The organism is Desulfatibacillum alkenivorans DSM 16219, assembly GCF_900142135.1.
Classification (GTDB): Bacteria; Desulfobacterota; Desulfobacteria; order Desulfobacterales; family Desulfatibacillaceae; genus Desulfatibacillum; species Desulfatibacillum alkenivorans.
The window spans coordinates 1-17,564 of sequence record NZ_FQZU01000016.1 but is presented as its reverse complement, the minus strand read 5'-3'; the positions used below and the strand labels follow the sequence as shown (position 1 = coordinate 17,564).

Sequence of the window (17,564 nt, the reverse complement as noted above, 5' to 3'; positions counted from 1 at the left end):
TGCGGGGTGGAGCAGTCTGGTAGCTCGTCGGGCTCATAACCCGAAGGTCGTTGGTTCGAATCCAGCCCCCGCTACCATAGCAAAATCAAAGGGTTAGCCAATTTCGGCTAACCCTTTTTTTATGCCATCCTTTTTCAGTTCCAACCCTATTTCCAACCTGCAGAATAGAAATTAAGGTAAACAGGGGGAAAAATAATTTTTCCAACCGGGACGATTTTCAAGGCCCGACCGCCCTGTCGTTCAATCCAAAAAAAATTATTGGGGTGTGTGGGGTCAATGTGGGGCGACATTCAGGTTGCCCCACACCTCGACAAGCTCTCTCCAATTACCGGGCACCTAAAATCATCTGCGCCTTTGGGAAAATCTTTGAAATCCGACCCGCGGTGATTCGCCAGGCTCTTCTTTTTGAAAAGCCGATAAGTGGAGGACCTGTCCCTGTTCCAAAAGAGCTGCGCCGCTGATCGTCCAGGAATCGATTCGATAAAACATGCCGCTGCCAACCGAGCCGTGAGCATGCGGTGTGCTTTCCATCACCGAGTTGAAGAAGTCGTGAGCTTTTTCCGGTCTCATCGGTTTGGATGCGGCTCCCTCTTTCATGTCGATGGCGTCCAGGGCATAGCTCCTTAACAATTTTTCAAAAAACCGTTTAAACGTGTCGCTATAGCCGAAGCACTCCAGCCCCAGCACTTTTCCATTGATCGCGAAAATCGCTCCGACCTGGCATTCCATAAGGCTGAATCGCTGCATGTAGCCTTCAAGGAGATCCTTGGAGCTTTCATAAACGTCGGACATGGCCCTTGTAGGGGCATTGGCCTTAAGTCTATGCGCCTTCCCGCTGATGTCGTCCCATATTTTCATCTGGTCGGACTGAAACCCGCGTCCCGCAGCCATGTTCAAGCAGACGTCCTGCTGGCTTTTCCTGCGGAGGCTGGCGTGCATGACTTTGTCGCTGGTTTTGAATTCCCGGCTGGTGTAGTCCCATCTTCCGTGCTCGACGCAGCTAACCGGAAGTTTTAGCTCCGTTTTCCTGGGGATGAGAAAGGTTGCGTTCACAACCCGGTTTTGTTTGGCGCCGACAAGTTCTTCGCCCTCAAGGATCAAGATGCTGACTTCGCCCCGGTTCCGCAGGAAGAGCTCCGGGACGCTGCCCGACTCGTCCACTTCTGTTACTTGGACAAAACCTTTTGCCAGGGCTTCTTCCAGGGTGAGATAGCCGGGGTCGCCATTTTGGGGAGCCAATAGAGGGAAAACCGTCATGTTCTGAAAAGTTTGCTTGCCGGCGATCTTAACCGCATCTAAAAAATCTTGTACCTGATTCATTGTCATCCTCCTTGTTGATGATTTCTGGGGAGGATAACCCATGTAGATGTCAGATACGGTCACACCGCAAAAAAATATATTGAATTGGTGTCCATAGTTTTTGGATACATACTTTGGAGGGATCTGATCAGGCGCACTCTCCCACCAATGCCACTAGTTCGGAATGAATATCTTTCCAGTCCTGGCACAGATTAAGAGTTTTTACACGGAGATCATGACCGGGCAGGGAATAATGGAAATCCAAGTCCTCATCCACGGCCGCATATAGAAGAATGCCTTTGCAGTTGGAGTTAGGCCCTTTGTCCGCCTCCAGGTTCTTGAGGTAAGCGTACAACTGATAAAGGTGCGCGGAATTGATTTTTCCTCTCGCCCCCATCCTGGATCGCAGGACCTTTTTATAATATTTTGTCTCCACGACGATTTTCCTGGATCCGTCCACGGCGGTCAGGGACGTGTCCGTCTCCATGTAGGGAAGATAGGCGTCATCCAAACTGGGCTGGGCGAGCGTCCATTGGATGTATTCCGTCCCCACCCGAAAGCCGCTCAGCTCCTTGCGGTAGAAATTCCGTACAAACTCCTCAAAGACCGCGGCCATACGCATTTCGTCGCGGATGAAATCCATAAATCGCGCCTCGCCAGCGGCTTCATCCACAAACACGGACTCGTGAATTATACGGCAGATCTGAAGGAGGAAATCATAAAAGTGGTTGTTCCTGTTAAGGCGGACCTGGGAAAAATGCCGGCTCTCAAGAGTAATGTCCGAAATTGGGGGGAATTTTTTATAAAGGACGGCCAGTTCCTCTTTCAAGCCTTTGTCCAAATCCCCCACCCGTAACAGGGTTCTGAAACTTGCCTTAAGAATCCGGTTATGCAGCACATCGTAGGAAAGTTCGTCGTAGCAACAGGACGCCATGGAGCGCCGGAAGAGATTCCTTTTAATGGAAGGGGATATGCGGATTTTTCCGCGAAGGCTTCTTGTGTCCTCGTTGACATCCAGGTACCCGCGATCCAGCCCCCGTTTGAAAAGATAGGTCGTCCCGTTGATTAAAACCTTGGCAAACAGGTCCGCCAGATTGGTTTCATCGCTCAGGGAAACATCCACAACTTCCCGTTCTTCCAACTTATCCCATGCATAGCAGAGCAGATAATAAATGTTTTGAATGGGCACTTTCATATATATAGCAAGTCCGCCCTTTCTTCCGCCTTTTCAGGGGCGTCAAACCAATATTCCATGAGTTGGGGCTTAATTTCCAACCGCACGATCCTGTTATACCAAGTCCTGGCGTCCGCCACCGTTTCCAAGGGACAGAAGAAGCTATGCCCTATCTCAAAGCCGGGCCCCAGGTTTTTCTTATCCGCGACAATGAAGCTGTTCAGTTCCGATACCCGGGAGACAAGCTGTTCAATCAGTTCGGAGCTGACGCCGAATTCCGCCAGATGCTTTTTGAACTTGCCGCCGAACTCCGGCTGCAGGCTGAAAAAGGAAAACCTTCTGCGCAGGGCGTAATCCACAATGGTGATGGACCTGTCCGCAGTGTTCATGGTTCCGATCAGATACAGATTCTTGGGAATATAAAACCGCTCCTCACTGTTTTTGGCGTAGGCCATGGGAATGGAATATTCGGCGCCGCGCTTGTCCGCTTCGATGAGCATCATCAATTCGCCGAAGACCTTGCCGAGATTGGCCCGGTTGATTTCGTCAATCACAAAAAAGTATTGATGGTCCGGATCCTGTTGAGCCCGTTTGACAAATTCATGGAAGACGCCGTTTTTCAGGTCGAATCCCCCATTGTCGGTGGGGCGGTAGCCCTGGATGAAATCCTCATAGGCGTAGGATTGATGGAACTGGATCATTTCGACCCGTTCGTTGTCCTTCTTTCCCATCATGGCGTAGGCCAAACGCTTTGCCAGAAAGGTCTTGCCCACCCCGGGAGGCCCCTGCAGGATGATATTCTTCCGATACGCCAGGGCGCTCATGATTTCCACAAAGGTCTTCTCATCCATGAAAAGCTCCGAAAGAGCGGTTTCCACGGAATATTCCTCCGGGTCGGGAGGGGGCGTAACAATGATAGGGGGACTAGCGTCTTCCAAAGCCTGGGCGATATTCATAAAATCCTCGATGATTTCCTCTTTGATGTCATGGTCAATGGACGCGACGTCCTCGCTGGAATAGCGTTTCTGGACAAGCCAGACGTTCGTGCCGCCAAAGAGGGCGGAGCCTTCCTTGTTGATGAATTTGCTTTCGGCTTCCAGGCTTTCAAAAAACCGGGTCACTGCGTCGGCGTATTCGGCCTTGCCCCACCAGCATACCCCCCACCAAATGGAATGATCCCCGCCCTGGATCCTTTCTCCCAAGCCAATCTGGAACTGAATGGGATTAGGCCCTAAATCCGGCGTGGGGTTTTCAAAATTCCACTTGATGCTATACAGGCACTGCCTTTCCTTGGCCGTGTCTTTTTTGGGCCTGTTGTACTTTACGGCCTTTCCCACCGGGATTTCCGCATCCTTGATGGCTTTGGCGAGATCATTGTATACAGGCGCCAGAATATCGCCGACTTTTTCCTTCCAGACATTATAAGAGCAATTCCTGTCTTCTTGAAGCGCGCCGGCGATCAGTTTATTGTGCAGGGTGTGTTGCGATCCGAGATGCTGGAAAGCCTCCCAACTGATTTCGTTGAACGGGCCGGAAAACTTTTCCTTAACGGCTTCCAGCATGGCCATGTAGCTTGCGTAGTCATCCACATTTTGATTTAAACCATGATCCGCCAGGAATTTTTGAGTCAGTGAATCATATGGCAAAATTTCTATCGGGCTGAACCAATACAGCCCGATGGACAGCTTGGAGATGCTCAGCTTTTGGATTTCCAGACATCTGTTAAAATGGGCCTCGTCAACCCTGCGTTCTTTAACCAAGATTTCAAAAAGCCGCCAAAGGCTTTGTATATCATCCGCCTTCCGGTCATACTTATAGGCGAAAAACCAGGCATTCAAATTGTTGACCCGGGGCACGCCGCTAAAATCCCCCGGAACCTCCGCGGTCAGCTGAAAAACCTCTTTAAACCGGCGAAGTATAGCCTTACGGTTATCCTCCGTAATCCCCCGGTTGGCGGTTGCTAAAAAGGTGAAAGGATCGATTTCCTCCAAGTTCATGGAAGCTCCGTCTGCCCCCTTGTCCCTGAGAGGGAATATCTTCGCCCCCTCGGACTTCATCTGCTTGAGGAATTCGATCAACTTCGGCTGGCGATCCTTATAATCGACAAGTTTTTCCGCCAACTCTTCATAAAAGGGAATCCAAGAATACATTGCATCCTCCACACGTAGAAAATCCGCTTTAGCCGGATTTATTATTTTTTACCTTTGCAAGTCTGTCCGCCAAGTCTTCCAAATATTCTGACTTTTCGATCCGGGATATCCAGTCCCGGGGTATGGCTTCCAGCCCCAGATAGGCCCCGCTGATTCCTCCCGCAACGCAGGCAATGGAGTCGGAATCCCCATTGGTGTTGGCGGCGCGAAGAACCGTTTTTTTATAATCGTTTGGATATCTCAGGAAGCAATACAGAGCCAAGGCCACCGCTTCTTCGCCGATCCAGCCTTCTCCCAGACAGGACAAGGCCTCGTCTTCGTCGTCCCAGTCCAGGCAATGGGTTATTTTCAGTATGGCTTCGTCAAACTCTTGTGAAATGCCTTTGGTAAACTCTAGGAGCCTGGGAACCATATCGCCGGGATCAATGCCGTCCAAAGCCAACTTGACCAAATAAGCGGCGCCTATGCAGGCGGCGTCCCCGGTGGGGTGGCCATGGGTGCAAATGCCCGTCGCGCTGGCAACCTCTTTGAGCTTCTCAGGCTGATTCTGGTACAAATAACCTACAGGAGCGACGCGCATGGCGGATCCGCACCCCTTGGAGTCGGCAACCCCGGATTGCGACCAGTGAATTCCGGTCTCCATGTTTTCCACCCCGATAAGGCAGGCGTTGCCCGGGGCGCGATTGTTTTCGGGAGAATGGAGCCACTTGATGAATTCTCTGCGGACCTCCGCCATGATGGACTCCAAATCCTTGTCGCCGGCCTTTACCAGGGCTTCGGCGATGGCAATGGTCATCTGGGTGTCGTCGGAAAACAAGGCGTCTTCCGGTAGATCCGTCACGCCTTCCCTACCGAACCTCTCATAAATATGGGGCAGTTTTGAAAACTCCACCTGAAATCCCAAAGCATCCCCGATAGCCAGGCCGTATAGTATGGCCTTAAATTTTGCATCTATATTGCTCATTTGGCTCTCAACGCAGTTAACCGTCTTTAAAGACCAAATCAATAATGGGCCTGGTCTTATTGCCAATGCCGAAACACTACCCTATTCCAATCGACCTCACAGCCTCTATGGCTGCTTTCCTTTTCTCCGCCTGCTTACCATTATCAGCCTCAAGCCAGGCCTTGATATGGGACATACCCGCGCCGGAAGGGTGCACCAGGTGGACCCAGATCACCGCCCCGTTTGAATATGCCACTTCATTGATTCTTTTTATCTCCGGATGAATCTCGGCCATCATGTTAAAACAATCGCCAATATAGTCGTCTCCGTTTCCCATCATCAAAATCAATTTCAGCCTCGTAGGCAGGTTGAACAAATACTCATTGCTGCAATTCCTAATGTACTGACGAGCTGGTTCTTCCCGGAACGACGCCTTGATGAGTCCACCGCTTTTTCTTACAGCCCCTTTCCCGGAGTCCCACAGGCCCAGGCTGCATCGAATCAGGGAGCCAAAAGCCAGTTCATTCTCCTCGCCGTGAATTCTCTGATCAATTGATTCACCCAGCGACAAAATTCCCAGCTTTTGCAGGATTCGGGTCAAATTATTCCGCATGCCTTTGAAGGGGATTTCGTCAAAAGGAATGCTGAGGATTTTCTTTGCTTGGCGATCTCCTTTGGAATACCCCAAAATCAGGATTTCCGGGTTCCGGCTGCCCCATGCCCCCGGGTTATTCTCGAGAGTCCAGCCATTGCTTTCGATAAAAGTCTTCCCCCATTGCACGGGGGCGCCTTCAAAGCACCTGCTGCATTTGATTTTTCCGTGGATCGGAAACAGTTTTGACATAGAAACCTCAATTTAATTTTCCTCAGAAAATTGCAATTTTATAAATTTTCTTTGGGCGCTTGTTAAGCCTTCTCCGTAAATCGATCAGCATATAAGCGACTCAATATATCTGATTGCCTGATTGGATTTTTGGCAAGCAGTTTCTTTATGGCGCCGCCGTTCCAGAACTCAACGCCATAAATCTTCTTAATTTCGTTTTCTTTCGCCGAAATTTTTTTGACGTTGGTGCACACAATCAGGCGTTGAAATTTGCAGCCGGCCATTTCCTCGTAGAAAGGCTTTGAGCTATGTACCTCTCTGCTTGCCATCTCGCCGCTAACCGCCCCCTTGCCGGAGTGCTTGCACTGTATGAGCATGTTACCATGATTGGCGCTCATTACGACGACATCGCAGCCCCGGTCGCCTGAAGCCGGGGTCAGCCAAGCCTCTGCATCAAAGGCTCTAACGGCCAGTTCAGCCGCCAACGCTTCAAAATGAGCCCAAGGCATTTCGTGAACATCTTCCATCCCAAGCGGCTCCTGCTTTGGTATGGAAGCGCTATGGCCAAAAATCCCTTGTGCGTAAATCTGATCGGGCGACACATCCGGGCATGTAACAACGGCATCCTTGAGGTCTGTTTTTCTTGATAATAATGTGTTCAAATTTACTTCAAACGAGGGCATCTCAGGATGATGGGCCACAGGTATGTAGACATTGACCACTCTCTCTTGACCAATCCTATAAACCCTGTCCGTAGCCTGATCTTCTTTCGCCGGATTCCAGTGCCTCTGAAAGTGAATCACATTATTGGCCGCCGTCACTGTCAGCCCCACGCCCGCGGCAAGGGGGGACATGATCAATACGCCAAAACCTTTTTGCGCTTGAAACTTAGCAATCATAGTGTGCCTCGTCTTGGGGTCACGCCCAGTACCTTGCCCTTTTGTTTCGCCATTAATAATGTCGACGGGTAGGTGATATTTCATTTGCAGGACAGTGGAAAGATATCGTTGTAAACGTCGATTGATCAGAAAAATTATTACCTTTTCATTTCGATCCCTGATTTCATCAATGAGAAGAAGCAATCTCGCCAGTTTTGCCGACTCTCCCTTCCCTGCTTGGATGTCCAAAACTTTTTCCGGTTCCGGAAGGACTCCTCCATCCATTATCCCAGAGTGCAAAGAAACATCCCGCAACTGATGGAGGCCTTTTAAGGCTGCGCCCTTTTGTCCTCCATTCTGGGCGTCAAGAGTAGCTGTTATTATGCTATCATAAAGCAAGCGTTGACGGCCTTCCATCATACACTCCAAGTTTGGTGCGTGCTTTACCTTGATTTGGCTGCTACTGACAGACGGAACGGGAGCGCCCAATCGGATTCGTTTTTCCGGCAGCCCTTTTAAGTTCTCCTCCTTTGTTCTCCGGAGCATGAATTCACCCACATGCTCTCGAAGCTCTTTGCCGACTTGTTCACGAGTTTGCCCCACGTTGTCCGGCGGTGCGTTACAAATGGGCGCCATGTATTGCTTGCGGAAATCTTGATAGGCTCTTAAGTAGCCTGGGAATGCCGTGTCAAAAAGGCACCAAAAATCCCTAAGATCGTTTTCGACAGGCGTGCCGGTCACCAGAAGGTTGAAGCCTGAACGAAGGCCTTTTGCCGCTCTTGTTTGAAGGGAGTTGGGGTTTTTAATGGCCTGAGCTTCGTCAAAGACCACCATGGACCAGTCCACGGAGCACATGGAAAATTGATAGTTCCGGAGTGTGTCGTAGGTTGTGAGGACAAGCCGGTTGGGCATGTCCAACCGATCAATGGGATAATCCCGGCCCCCGACTTTCAGGCAATATCGAACATCTCCGCCATCGCCATGGATTTCATTGCCTTTGGCGCTTTTAAATTTTGAGAGTTCCTTGCCCTGGAGGGTGACGATGTCTCTAAAGGGAGATTGGTGAAAGGTTGCTTCCACCTCCTGGTTCCAGACATCCAACAGGATGGAAGGCGCGACCACCAGGACCGGACCGGTGGAAAGCCACAAATCCTTACGCATTTTGAGGAAAAGCGCCATGGCGACCAAAGTCATGTATGTCTTACCAAGCCCCATGTCATCCGCAAGAAGACACCCGCGAACTCCACTTTCCGGCCGCGGGTGCCTCAAAGCGCCGTCCATGTGCCCTAATAGCCATCGCACCCCTTGTTCCTGATGCGGATACGGCGACCGTTTTACAATCGACCAATCAATTGGTTGCGCCCACGGACTAAAATCTATATTTGTTCCATCAGAAAGACACTCCGGCAGGGCCTCGTCGTGGGTGTCAATATCCGTTGTCAATAGAGCGGGCTTGTCCTTGGATAGAACCTCTTTATCTTCTTCGTGTTGCTCATGGGTTTCTTCTCTATTTGTTTCAAACTGGGTCTCTATCTCTTTAAGTTCCGCCTCCAATTTAGCCGATTCCGAGAGAGAAAATTCGTATTCATTAAAGGGAAAGGTTTCTGCCCCTGCATGCCTGGCGTCCTCCATGCGCTCGCGAAACGCGTATACGTCATCCAATTCCTTTATGACCCGTTCCAGTTTGGAAGGCGTTTCCGCAGGCCTTTCCTTAGGCTGCTCAATAAGCTGAAACCACTCGATACTGGCGGCGTCCGTCCTCCCAAAGTACGCGTGTTTGAATTCGGTGGCCCCATGCATGCGGAAGGAAAAGCCCAGCTCAAGGTTTACCAGAGAAGCATCCAGATACGCAGAGGGCGTTTCAAGAAACTGTTGGACCTGCTCCTTGGGGATTCGGCGGTGTTCAATGATTTCCCTTGCGGCGTTAAATCTTGATTCATCCAGCAGAACTATTTTGTTTTTCACCCGAAAACTTGCAACCGGATTATCTGAGAGCTGCCCTAACCGTTTTTCAATATCCATTTCTTCGGCGCCCAGATTTTCAAAACTTGGAAGGAGAAAAAGGTCTCCATTGTCCGCCAGGCGGCCGGCTACCCCTACGGAGCCGGGGACTGCGGTTTCCAAATCCTCAAAATGCGCGAGTTGAATCCGGGCTCCCTCTTTTTTTGCTTCTTGCAACAAATGGACTGCCAAAAGATTGTTATATTCGGTGCGCTTTTCTCCAGGCAGGTCATGATGCCATTTAACGGCGTCAAGAATTGTCCACTGCGCATGATCCGGCAAATAGGTTTCCTGTTCGCTCAATCTAAGCATAGGTCCGTTGAGGCTGTACTGACGCGTTTTGGCGCCGTCCAGGAAACAAAGGGAACATTGAATCTCAAAGCCGCTCCTGGTCGTCTGAGCGATAAAATTAACGTCAAAAGAACCAGGCCATGGTTCCGGGAGGCCCAGCAATTCACGGTTTTCCTGATCCAGACAAACGGCGTCCGCGGCAAACACCCGAAACCCGTTTGCCAATTGCTCCGCCGCGCCTTGCTCCTCCAACATTTTCAGGGCGACGAACTGGTGCGTCACGAAGGGCTCTGCTTTGCCGTCAAGGCATTCATCAAACTGATCTTTGGATAATGAAAACAACAGACTTTTACTATCCGGGCGCACCTCGAAGGAGGACTTGGATTGATGCCGCAATGACCGGATTGCATCCAAAATACCCATGAACTAAGCTCCAAACTTTTCCAGGTACTCATCATAATCTTGGGCCGAGAGAACCTTCTCTGGATCAACACGTAACCCAAACTTCTTCATGCCTTTTATCGCATTTTTTTGCCAAGTTAGATTGCGGCTGTGGATAACCCCAATAGGAGGAGGCCCTTGTTTGCCTGTCCTTATCGCCTTTTCGTACTGTTCTTTCAAGCCCATGCCCAAATCCCTGGATGACAAGCCGGAAAAAAAAGGAAAGTCGATTGGGTTCTTAGGCGGCAGCTTGCCGTGCAACCACAAACGGTAGTTGTGAGTCCCTTCAATCAGGTGGCACTTTCCAAGATTAAGATAAATGACAGAGGTGTCATAATCTGAAAGAGAGTTATAGTGCGGCAGCTTACTTTTGGGAATGGATCGTTTTACATAAGACTCAGCTGACCAACTCAGAAACAGTACTGATTCACAAACAAGGCCGGATTTTTCCAGCCCCTCCAAAAAGAGCCTGCGAGCCGGAAACATCCTTTTCATGGCATCCGTTGTAGAGGATTCTTGCAAAACACGCAGGAAGAGATTCAGATCATACCTTGAGAGCCACCTCAACATGCGGCTGCGGTATTCTCCTTCCAAGGGAGACCACCACCTTTGGTAATTACCCCCTCCTTTTGACCTCCGCGGATCTCCCGCGATACTCAAAACGACCTGTATCCAGTTGTCGGGCATTACGGTTTTTGAGGCTGACACCCTGTCAATCATGGCCCGAACTATGTCATGCCCAAAAAACTCTCCGTTCCTTTGGGAGGGGCTTTCCTTAACGGAAGTCTTGTTAACCTCTGAAAATATGGCGGACTTTGCACCAATCTTAAGATTGGCTATTGTTTCGAGGTAATATTGCTGTTTTGCAAGCTCAAGAAACCGCCCTCCCATCCCTATAGGCAACCCCTTGTCAAAGCACGCCTGCTCAAAATCTTTTTTGCTCCTGATACTCTCTCTTGCCAGAGCCCTTGGCCCATCAGGGCCAAAAAGAATTTCTTTATTGTCAAAAATTCTTCCCTGATCCCCCACAAAAGGACTTTGGGAATAATTCTCCATCATTTTTCTTACCGTTTGGCTCAAAGACTGTGAATCCGGGAGATGATCATACTCTCTAAAAAACAGATCAAGCAAATTAATGACTATCTGCAGACTCGGCCTTGGAAAAAGATTGTGGATGATTTCCAGCGTCTTGGACGATGGCGGATATGCTTGTAAAATCGCTCGATCTTCGTTCCAGAGAATGGCAAATATTTTTGCATCCCTTTTTGTTTTGAGCATTCGGGATAATGGAGTTCCCTTTCTGCACAATCGACTGATTTCATCTTTCCGAAGCAAAAACTTGTTTGAATTCGTCCCAATGTTACGGGACAGGCTCTCAAGCGCGTCCGTCATGGAAGATGCCCAGTCGGCCCCGCCCATTTCCCCCCATTCCGGCAGATTGATTTTAGGAGGCCTGATCCTGGACATTCGCCTTTTCTCCCCCCAATAAGTCAATGACGCCTTGATAGTCGGAAACCACTGGCTTCCTCATGGAAAAACGCAGGTCGATTCTTCTGTTTCGCCGAAAAGAGTCTTCACAGACCTCTTCCAACTCCACTCGGCGAGTCGCCGCGTACCCGCTAACGGAAAACATGTTCTGGCCTTGCATATTCTTCATTTCAAGCAAACCCGGCCCGTAATCAGTTTCTTCGGACCAATATTTCCAGACGGCAATGGCTCTGTAGGTTGACAGCCCCCAGTTTCCCATGGCCAAGCCGCCAGCCCTGCGGCTGTCCGTATGGCCTTCAATAAACACCGTATCCACATGCGTGAATCGGTCATCCTTTATCAAGGCGTCATGAAGCACCCTGCCAATTTCTTCAACAAGCGTAAGTTTCTCCTTGGGGATTTCATAACTCATTGTCCTGAAATACAACTGGTCGTCCGGAACGCGCAGCACGGAAGAATTTTCCGTTATCTCAACGGCAATGCCCTTGGCGGCAAGCTCGGCCTTGATTTCCTGAAGCATCTCCTCACGTAAGGCATTGATTCCTTGAATTTCCTGGATAACCCGTTCCACTTCAACCCGCCTTTGCGCCATTTCCTCATTCATTTTTGTGAGTTTCATAATCAGGACGACACAGGCCAATATAAAAATCACGAGAAGCCCCGCCATGATATCTGAAAAGGAAATCCAATAAGGATTGTCATCGTCTGCGTAAGGTGAATTGTTTTGATTTAAAATCCTCATTTGGCGGCCCTGTCCTCCATTTCAGCAAGGACGCTGTTCATCTGGCCAACGACATTAACCATTGCGCTGCAAAAACTGCGGGTCTGCCTATTCCATTCCTCCAACCGCTCCACTGTTTGCGAATTCACTTGATCGGAGTATTCTGAAAGCAATGTTTTTACTTGCTTTTGCAGGCCTTCGACATGTTGCTTCAATTCGTCTTGGAGTTGCCTGTTTTGGACGATTGACGACTTCATGCCGTCCACCACGGATTCGCTTGCTTCCTTGATTCCCTGCCGGGTGGTTTCTATTTGCTCCTGGGTTTCCCTCACCATGACGAGAGATCTGTGCAGATTTTCGGAAACGCGAGCGCTTTCCTTGGAAGCTGTCGCCGTGTTCTGGCCGGCCTCCGTCAAAGCAGCCGCCATTTGGTCAGAGGCGCTCTTTAAAGTGGAAACAAGTTCATTAATATTTTTTGTAGCGTCGCCAAACCCTCCTATGACCCGTTCGAGTTCCGAAGCGGCTTGTTGCATGGATTGCTGGCTTTGATTAACCACGCCCGCCAATTCTTCCTGCTGGGCCTGCACTTTTGATGTCGAGGTATTGTTTGCCTCCACCCCCGCCCTCACATTTTCGGATAACAGCTTTTGCTGTTCCCTCATCTCTTCAACAAACAACTCAAAAATGGTGGATCGGCTTTCATCCTGGGAAACTGCTTCGCTGTATTTTTTGTCCATGACTTCGCTCAACTGCTCAAAGCGTTCGCTGAAGGACTGCAGTTTTTCAAGCATTTCCTGATTGGATGAACTGAGCCCCCCAACCATGGCTTCGCTTGCCTGCTGGATGCCTTGACGGGTGATCTCAATCTGTTGCTGGGTATCCGTAACTATTGCAAGCAACTTGTCCAGGTTTGCGGTTACCTGGGCGCTTTCGGAGGACGCCGCGGAAGTAGCCAATCCGGCGTCTTTCATTGATGAGGCCATTTGTTCGGAAGCATCTCGCAATGTCGACACAAGTTCTTTTACATTATCTGTGGCCGAGCCAAAACCCTGCACCGTCTCGCCCAAATCGTCCGTTGTTTTCCTCAAGGCGCTTTGGCTTTTCTCAACAGCGGTTAGAAGCTCCGCAGCCTGCTTTTGGATTTCAACCACGGACTCTCTGTTCGCCTCAACGCCGCTGCGGACATTGTCAGACAGTTGGCTATGTTGACTTTGCAACTCCTTGACAATGGTTTGAAACATTTGCGTCCTGGATTCATCCTGGGCAAGGGCCTGTTGATGCTTTTGGTCCAGGGAGTCGCTGAGTTTTTCAAAATAGGCCCCAAACGAACTGAACTGGCCCTGCATCTCTCTGTTGGCGTTCTCCATGGCCTTGCCTTGCTCCTTGGCGCGCTTTCCAAGAGTGTTGGAAAACTTTTCCACAAGCTCGGCCAAGGCTTCATGGGCCCCATTTTCCTGGCGCCCGGCAAACTCGTCCGCCTTTCCAATCAGTTTTTCAAGGGCAGGCGTCAACATATCCGTTACGCCGTCCACCATGGATTTGCTCAGGCTTTCCATGGTCTGCTGCATCTGTACTCCCATCAGGTTCACGCTTTCCTGCATGCGATCGCCGATTTGCTCCGCAAGGCCTTGCAAAGTTTCCCGTGATTGGCGTCCATGCTGTTCGATCAGCAATAACGTGTCCTCTGGGTTCAGGCTTGGAAACAGATCATTTATTTGCCGTTGCAATGAACGCACCCGATCCCGGACCCTACGCTCAGTTAACTTTTCAATTAAATTGAATGCGATGCTGCATATTACTCCCCAAACCGAGGTGGAAAAGGCTAAAGATGCACCAGTAATCAGATGGTTTACGCCAGAGGATATGTGCTCCATGCCCTTGTCAGATAAGTCCAATCCACCCAGGCCAATGGACAACCCTAAAAATGTCCCTAGTACTCCCACCGCAGTCAAAAGACCCGGGACAGCGGCAAGAAATCTGTTGTCTACAATTTCCGGGGCGATTGCTCGGGAGTAAAAAAATTGGGAGGCGTTCACTGTGGCATACAAATTCTTTCCGTCATTCCCTTCCACCAATGTTCCGTCCCATAATCGCCAAATTCTTTTTAAACGGGGAATTTCCTCCGCGCCCAGCAATATATCTCTGCGCTTTTCAACAAGTAACTCCGGAGTAAGCTCCGACAGCAGTTTTTTCATGCTTTTAATTGATTTCAGAGGAAAGAGCGCTGTTACTACGAGATAAGCCGCTACAATCACCAAGAATGCCCAAAGAATGAATATTAATCCAGCGCTCATTCTAGTTGTAAATAATACATCAGGATTTAAAATGTCGTGAAAATTGGGGATTAAAAAACTAAAAAAATTCATGGCCATTCCTAACAATTAAGTCCAAAAGCAAACAAAACCTGCATGTGCTTTAAGCAAATCCTGGTTCTGCAACATCCCAAAAAATATGTTCAACTGCGTCCGTGCAGATAGGAACCCTCTGTTCTCTTTGTTACACTCCAAATGCTCTAACGCCACAGATTAAGATTCCATCTTGATTGAAAACAGGAGGAATGGACAACTGTGCTTCATTGGCATGGTTTGATCGTTCTATTTCTAACTTTCAGCGGCTTCCCGCACTTCCCACGATTCATCCGCATCCGCAGCATTTGTCTCATAACGGCTTAAGGCGGACTTCATTTCCTGCAATACCAAATCCCTCAATTCAACGGGCGAGACAACCCAGGCTTCCTTTCCCAGGCTGAGCACCCATTGCTTGATTTCGTCCAGGCCGGCGACTTCAAAGGTCAGTTCCAGGCCGCCGTCAGGGAGTTTTTCCAGGCGCTGGCTTTCGTGCCAGATTTTCTCCCCCACCCACCGGGACCATTCCTGACTGATGCGGATTTTAACCGTATGCAATTCATCCTGCATGACCTTGAAACTGTTACGGGTGTATTCTTCCAGGGAAAAATCCTCGGGGATGTCAAAGGTGTCGCCCGTGGCGCGCACCAGTTTGATGCGGTCCACCACAAAGGTGCGCACCTCTCCGCGGAGATGGCAAAATCCGATCAGATAGATGGTTCCGTCCAAAAACCGCAAAGCGTAGGGATCCACCTTACGGTGGCTGTCTTTGGAGCTTCGTAGGGACTGGTAAATCATCTCCACCCGCTCCCTTTTGGGCAGCACCTTGCTAAGCTGGTTGAGCATCTCCCGAAAGCGGCCGTAATCCTTGCAGGGACTGATGGCTACGGAAAAGGCGTTCTGAACGTTTTCCATGTAGGCAAGAGTTTCCCGCGGCAGGGTGGCCCGCACCTTTTCAAGCAGGGACTGCAGGCCGTCATAATACCAAGTGTCCTCGAACACCTTAATAAAGTCCCCGTAAAGATGAAGGGACATCAGTTCTGTGATGCTAAACGGCTGGGGCACCTGAAACTTGTAGTCGTCAATAAACATCCATTTGCTTTGACCTTCCACCTTCTCCACATACAGGGGGAACCCCGCCGCCTGCAGAGCCTCCAAATCCCTGTACACAGTTCGGCGTTGAACTCCCACTAAAGAAATGATGTCATTGACGCTCAGGCCGTTGCGGCTTGCCTCGATGCGCCTCAGGATTCTCCATTGTCTTGCCAGTTGATCGCCCCTCATCTATACTCCTACTTACTTTGACGAGTGTTTAATTTTCCATAGCACGGCTTGTAGAATACTTCAATTCCACAAGGTTTATTTAGTAATAATTGTTATCTACATTCAACATCTTGAAGACAATACACTATCCTGCGCCACAGATTGATCGCTGCCGAACAAAATATATAATCATTGGAAACCTAATGGATTTTTTTCTGGAAAATAAAGGCCGCCCCCCCGGGGCGTTGAGGCAGCCCCGGGGAGACGATTTCTATTTTCAATTTAATGGCGTCAACTCCGCTCTCAGATGCGCCGGAACATCCTGAAACAAGGCGACCTTGACGGACTGTCCATCCATATTGAGGGCGGTGACCTTTGGCTCCAGGGATGTGGTGAGGTTGGGAGGGAGTTTCCACATGGCGCCGGTCGCTGGATCCACGATCAATATCCCGATGAGCCCGCCGAAAAGAATGTTGCCGATGTACCACCCATCCAACTCCTTTTGCAAAGTGACCTGGCGGGTTTCGTAGCCCTCCAGTTCATAGGTGATGTAATATTCGGCGCCGGAGAAATAGCCGGCGCTGCTGGCAAGGGTCAAAGTGGTGGGCGTCTTTCCTTTATAAATCTGTGCGCCCTTTTTATCCATGACGGTGATGGTGGCGCCATCGGGCGAACTGTTGACCACGACGGGGTAATTGGACTTGCTCACGATGCTGGCGCAACTGACCAGGCTGGCAACCACGAATACAGCTATAAAGATAGAGATTAGTTTTTTCATCATTTTTTTCTCCTTGTCATGAAAACTTGTTTTGGATTTGATTCTGGAATTGCCTCGCCACTCCGGCGCGCGAAAGGGAATGTACAAGGCTGGTGTGTCAGATCCGGTCACACAAGAAGAAAGTTTTGATGGAAGCCCGAAATTTTTTCCGAATTTTCTTTTCCTTATTAACTATGCGCTCATACCAAGTTGCAATCTAATGAGTAGTTTTTCTTAGGTAGGGAAAATTAGTCATTGAACGAACTTTGCCAGGATCATCCATGAGTTCTAGCAAGCCTTTACATAGCTGCGCCTCCACCTGATCCAGAGAATTCAGTGCTTTGTTATGAAAATGCTTTTCTCGCAGCTCTTCCCATATGTGCTCAACAGGATTCAATTCAGGACTATGAGGCGGTTGTTTGATCAATCGTATGTTTTCCGGCACTTCAAGGCTTTTTGAGACATGCCAGCCAGCCCCATCCACGAGCATGAGGATAAAATGCTTCGGATATAATTCTGACACATGTCTCAAGAACATGGACATCATCTGGCTATTGGCCCATGGAAGGACCAGTGCGGCCATCTCCCCGGAGTTCGGACAGACTGCGGCATAGGCATAGATGTACTTGCGGACTATTTGCCTGGGGGCTTTGGGCCGTATTCCCGCAGGAGCCCATGTGCGCCGGACGTCGTTTATTCGCCCAAACCTCCCCTCGTCCTGTGCAAAAAGCATGACCGGCCTATCATCCTCGGGTGCCCTGAAGTCCAGAGCCTCTTTTACAATGTCCGGGAATTTTTTTTAAAGTCCTCTTGTTGCTTGGCGTCACTCTGAACATGAACAGTTCTTGGAACAATTTTTCTCCATCCGTGACGCTTAAGCATTCGATATACTGTTGTTTTATGCACTGAATGCCCTAAGCGCCCTTCCAGTTTGGCCTTGATTTCCATTGCGGTTGCAATCTTACCGGTAAGAGCCTGCTCCTGGAAGGG

At 49.6% G+C, this 17,564-nt stretch carries 13 protein-coding genes and 1 tRNA gene; 1 reads left to right on the top strand and 13 read right to left on the bottom strand.

What is annotated here, in order from left to right; all coding sequences use genetic code 11:
• Nucleotides 1-77 (top strand) — tRNA-Met (locus BUE18_RS13675).
• Nucleotides 78-342: 265 nt separating this feature from the next.
• On the opposite strand, the gene BUE18_RS13670 is transcribed toward BUE18_RS13675, so the two are convergent.
• The 13 genes from BUE18_RS13670 to BUE18_RS13610 form a co-directional block, all read right to left on the bottom strand.
• Entirely contained in the window at nt 343-1,320 is a 978-nt protein-coding gene (locus BUE18_RS13670) for an ARPP-1 family domain-containing protein (protein ID WP_073476599.1), read from the bottom strand.
• A 127-nt stretch (nt 1,321-1,447) separates the two neighbouring features.
• Nucleotides 1,448-2,494, bottom strand: coding sequence for a 5-methylcytosine-specific restriction endonuclease system specificity protein McrC (gene mcrC / locus BUE18_RS13665; RefSeq protein WP_073476597.1), 1,047 nt, complete (start codon nt 2,492-2,494; stop codon nt 1,448-1,450).
• Nucleotides 2,491-4,623: an AAA family ATPase gene (locus BUE18_RS13660; RefSeq protein ID WP_073476595.1), complete on the bottom strand. Its 2,133-nt coding sequence runs from the start codon at nt 4,621-4,623 to the stop codon at nt 2,491-2,493. The genes mcrC and BUE18_RS13660 overlap by 4 nt, the downstream gene beginning before the upstream one ends.
• Nucleotides 4,624-4,651: 28 nt before the next feature.
• Nucleotides 4,652-5,587 carry an ADP-ribosylglycohydrolase family protein gene (locus BUE18_RS13655; protein WP_073476593.1) on the bottom strand — a complete coding sequence of 312 codons (936 nt, stop codon included), beginning with the start codon at nt 5,585-5,587 and terminating at the stop codon, nt 4,652-4,654.
• Between the two features lie 76 nt (nt 5,588-5,663).
• The gene (locus BUE18_RS13650; protein ID WP_073476592.1) at nt 5,664-6,410 is read right to left on the bottom strand and encodes a hypothetical protein; all 747 of its coding nucleotides are present in this window, start codon (nt 6,408-6,410) and stop codon (nt 5,664-5,666) included.
• A gap of 62 nt (nt 6,411-6,472) precedes the next feature.
• Entirely contained in the window at nt 6,473-9,982 is a 3,510-nt protein-coding gene (locus tag BUE18_RS13645; RefSeq protein WP_073476590.1) for an SNF2-related protein, read from the bottom strand.
• 3 nt (nt 9,983-9,985) lie between these two features.
• On the bottom strand, nt 9,986-11,467 hold the full coding sequence (locus BUE18_RS13640) for an EH signature domain-containing protein (RefSeq protein WP_073476589.1): 1,482 nt from the start codon (nt 11,465-11,467) through the stop codon (nt 9,986-9,988).
• A complete protein-coding gene (locus tag BUE18_RS13635; RefSeq protein WP_170868366.1) occupies nt 11,445-12,140 on the bottom strand; it encodes an OmpA/MotB family protein in 696 nt (231 codons plus the stop codon). Before BUE18_RS13635 ends, BUE18_RS13640 begins: the two co-directional genes overlap by 23 nt.
• An 86-nt stretch (nt 12,141-12,226) precedes the next feature.
• The gene (zorA, locus tag BUE18_RS13630) at nt 12,227-14,575 is read right to left on the bottom strand and encodes an anti-phage ZorAB system protein ZorA (protein WP_073476586.1); all 2,349 of its coding nucleotides are present in this window, start codon (nt 14,573-14,575) and stop codon (nt 12,227-12,229) included.
• Nucleotides 14,576-14,809: 234 nt separating this feature from the next.
• Complete coding sequence (locus BUE18_RS13625; protein ID WP_073476584.1) at nt 14,810-15,838, bottom strand: helix-turn-helix transcriptional regulator; 1,029 nt, start codon at nt 15,836-15,838, stop codon at nt 14,810-14,812.
• A gap of 256 nt (nt 15,839-16,094) precedes the next feature.
• The gene (locus BUE18_RS13620) at nt 16,095-16,598 is read right to left on the bottom strand and encodes a peptidase associated/transthyretin-like domain-containing protein (protein ID WP_083611010.1); all 504 of its coding nucleotides are present in this window, start codon (nt 16,596-16,598) and stop codon (nt 16,095-16,097) included.
• Nucleotides 16,599-16,791: 193 nt separating this feature from the next.
• The gene (locus BUE18_RS13615; RefSeq protein WP_073476582.1) at nt 16,792-17,307 is read right to left on the bottom strand and encodes an IS630 family transposase; all 516 of its coding nucleotides are present in this window, start codon (nt 17,305-17,307) and stop codon (nt 16,792-16,794) included.
• A gap of 44 nt (nt 17,308-17,351) precedes the next feature.
• Nucleotides 17,352-17,564: helix-turn-helix domain-containing protein (locus tag BUE18_RS13610; protein WP_139264738.1), on the bottom strand; the 213-nt coding region annotated here is incomplete at its 5' end.

Bases quoted from the DNA above. Each gene is read 5' to 3' on its own strand.
- zorA (WP_073476586.1), bottom strand. From the start codon at position 14,575: ATGAATTTTTTTAGTTTTTTAATCCCCAATTTTCACGACATTTTAAAT.
- BUE18_RS13625 (WP_073476584.1), bottom strand. From the start codon at position 15,838: ATGAGGGGCGATCAACTGGCAAGACAATGGAGAATCCTGAGGCGCATC.
- BUE18_RS13645 (WP_073476590.1), bottom strand. From the start codon at position 9,982: ATGGGTATTTTGGATGCAATCCGGTCATTGCGGCATCAATCCAAGTCC.
- BUE18_RS13650 (WP_073476592.1), bottom strand. From the start codon at position 6,410: ATGTCAAAACTGTTTCCGATCCACGGAAAAATCAAATGCAGCAGGTGC.
- BUE18_RS13615 (WP_073476582.1), bottom strand. From the start codon at position 17,307: ATGCTTTTTGCACAGGACGAGGGGAGGTTTGGGCGAATAAACGACGTC.
- mcrC (WP_073476597.1), bottom strand. From the start codon at position 2,494: ATGAAAGTGCCCATTCAAAACATTTATTATCTGCTCTGCTATGCATGG.
- BUE18_RS13640 (WP_073476589.1), bottom strand. From the start codon at position 11,467: ATGTCCAGGATCAGGCCTCCTAAAATCAATCTGCCGGAATGGGGGGAA.
- BUE18_RS13670 (WP_073476599.1), bottom strand. From the start codon at position 1,320: ATGAATCAGGTACAAGATTTTTTAGATGCGGTTAAGATCGCCGGCAAG.
- BUE18_RS13655 (WP_073476593.1), bottom strand. From the start codon at position 5,587: ATGAGCAATATAGATGCAAAATTTAAGGCCATACTATACGGCCTGGCT.
- BUE18_RS13620 (WP_083611010.1), bottom strand. From the start codon at position 16,598: ATGATGAAAAAACTAATCTCTATCTTTATAGCTGTATTCGTGGTTGCC.
- BUE18_RS13660 (WP_073476595.1), bottom strand. From the start codon at position 4,623: ATGTATTCTTGGATTCCCTTTTATGAAGAGTTGGCGGAAAAACTTGTC.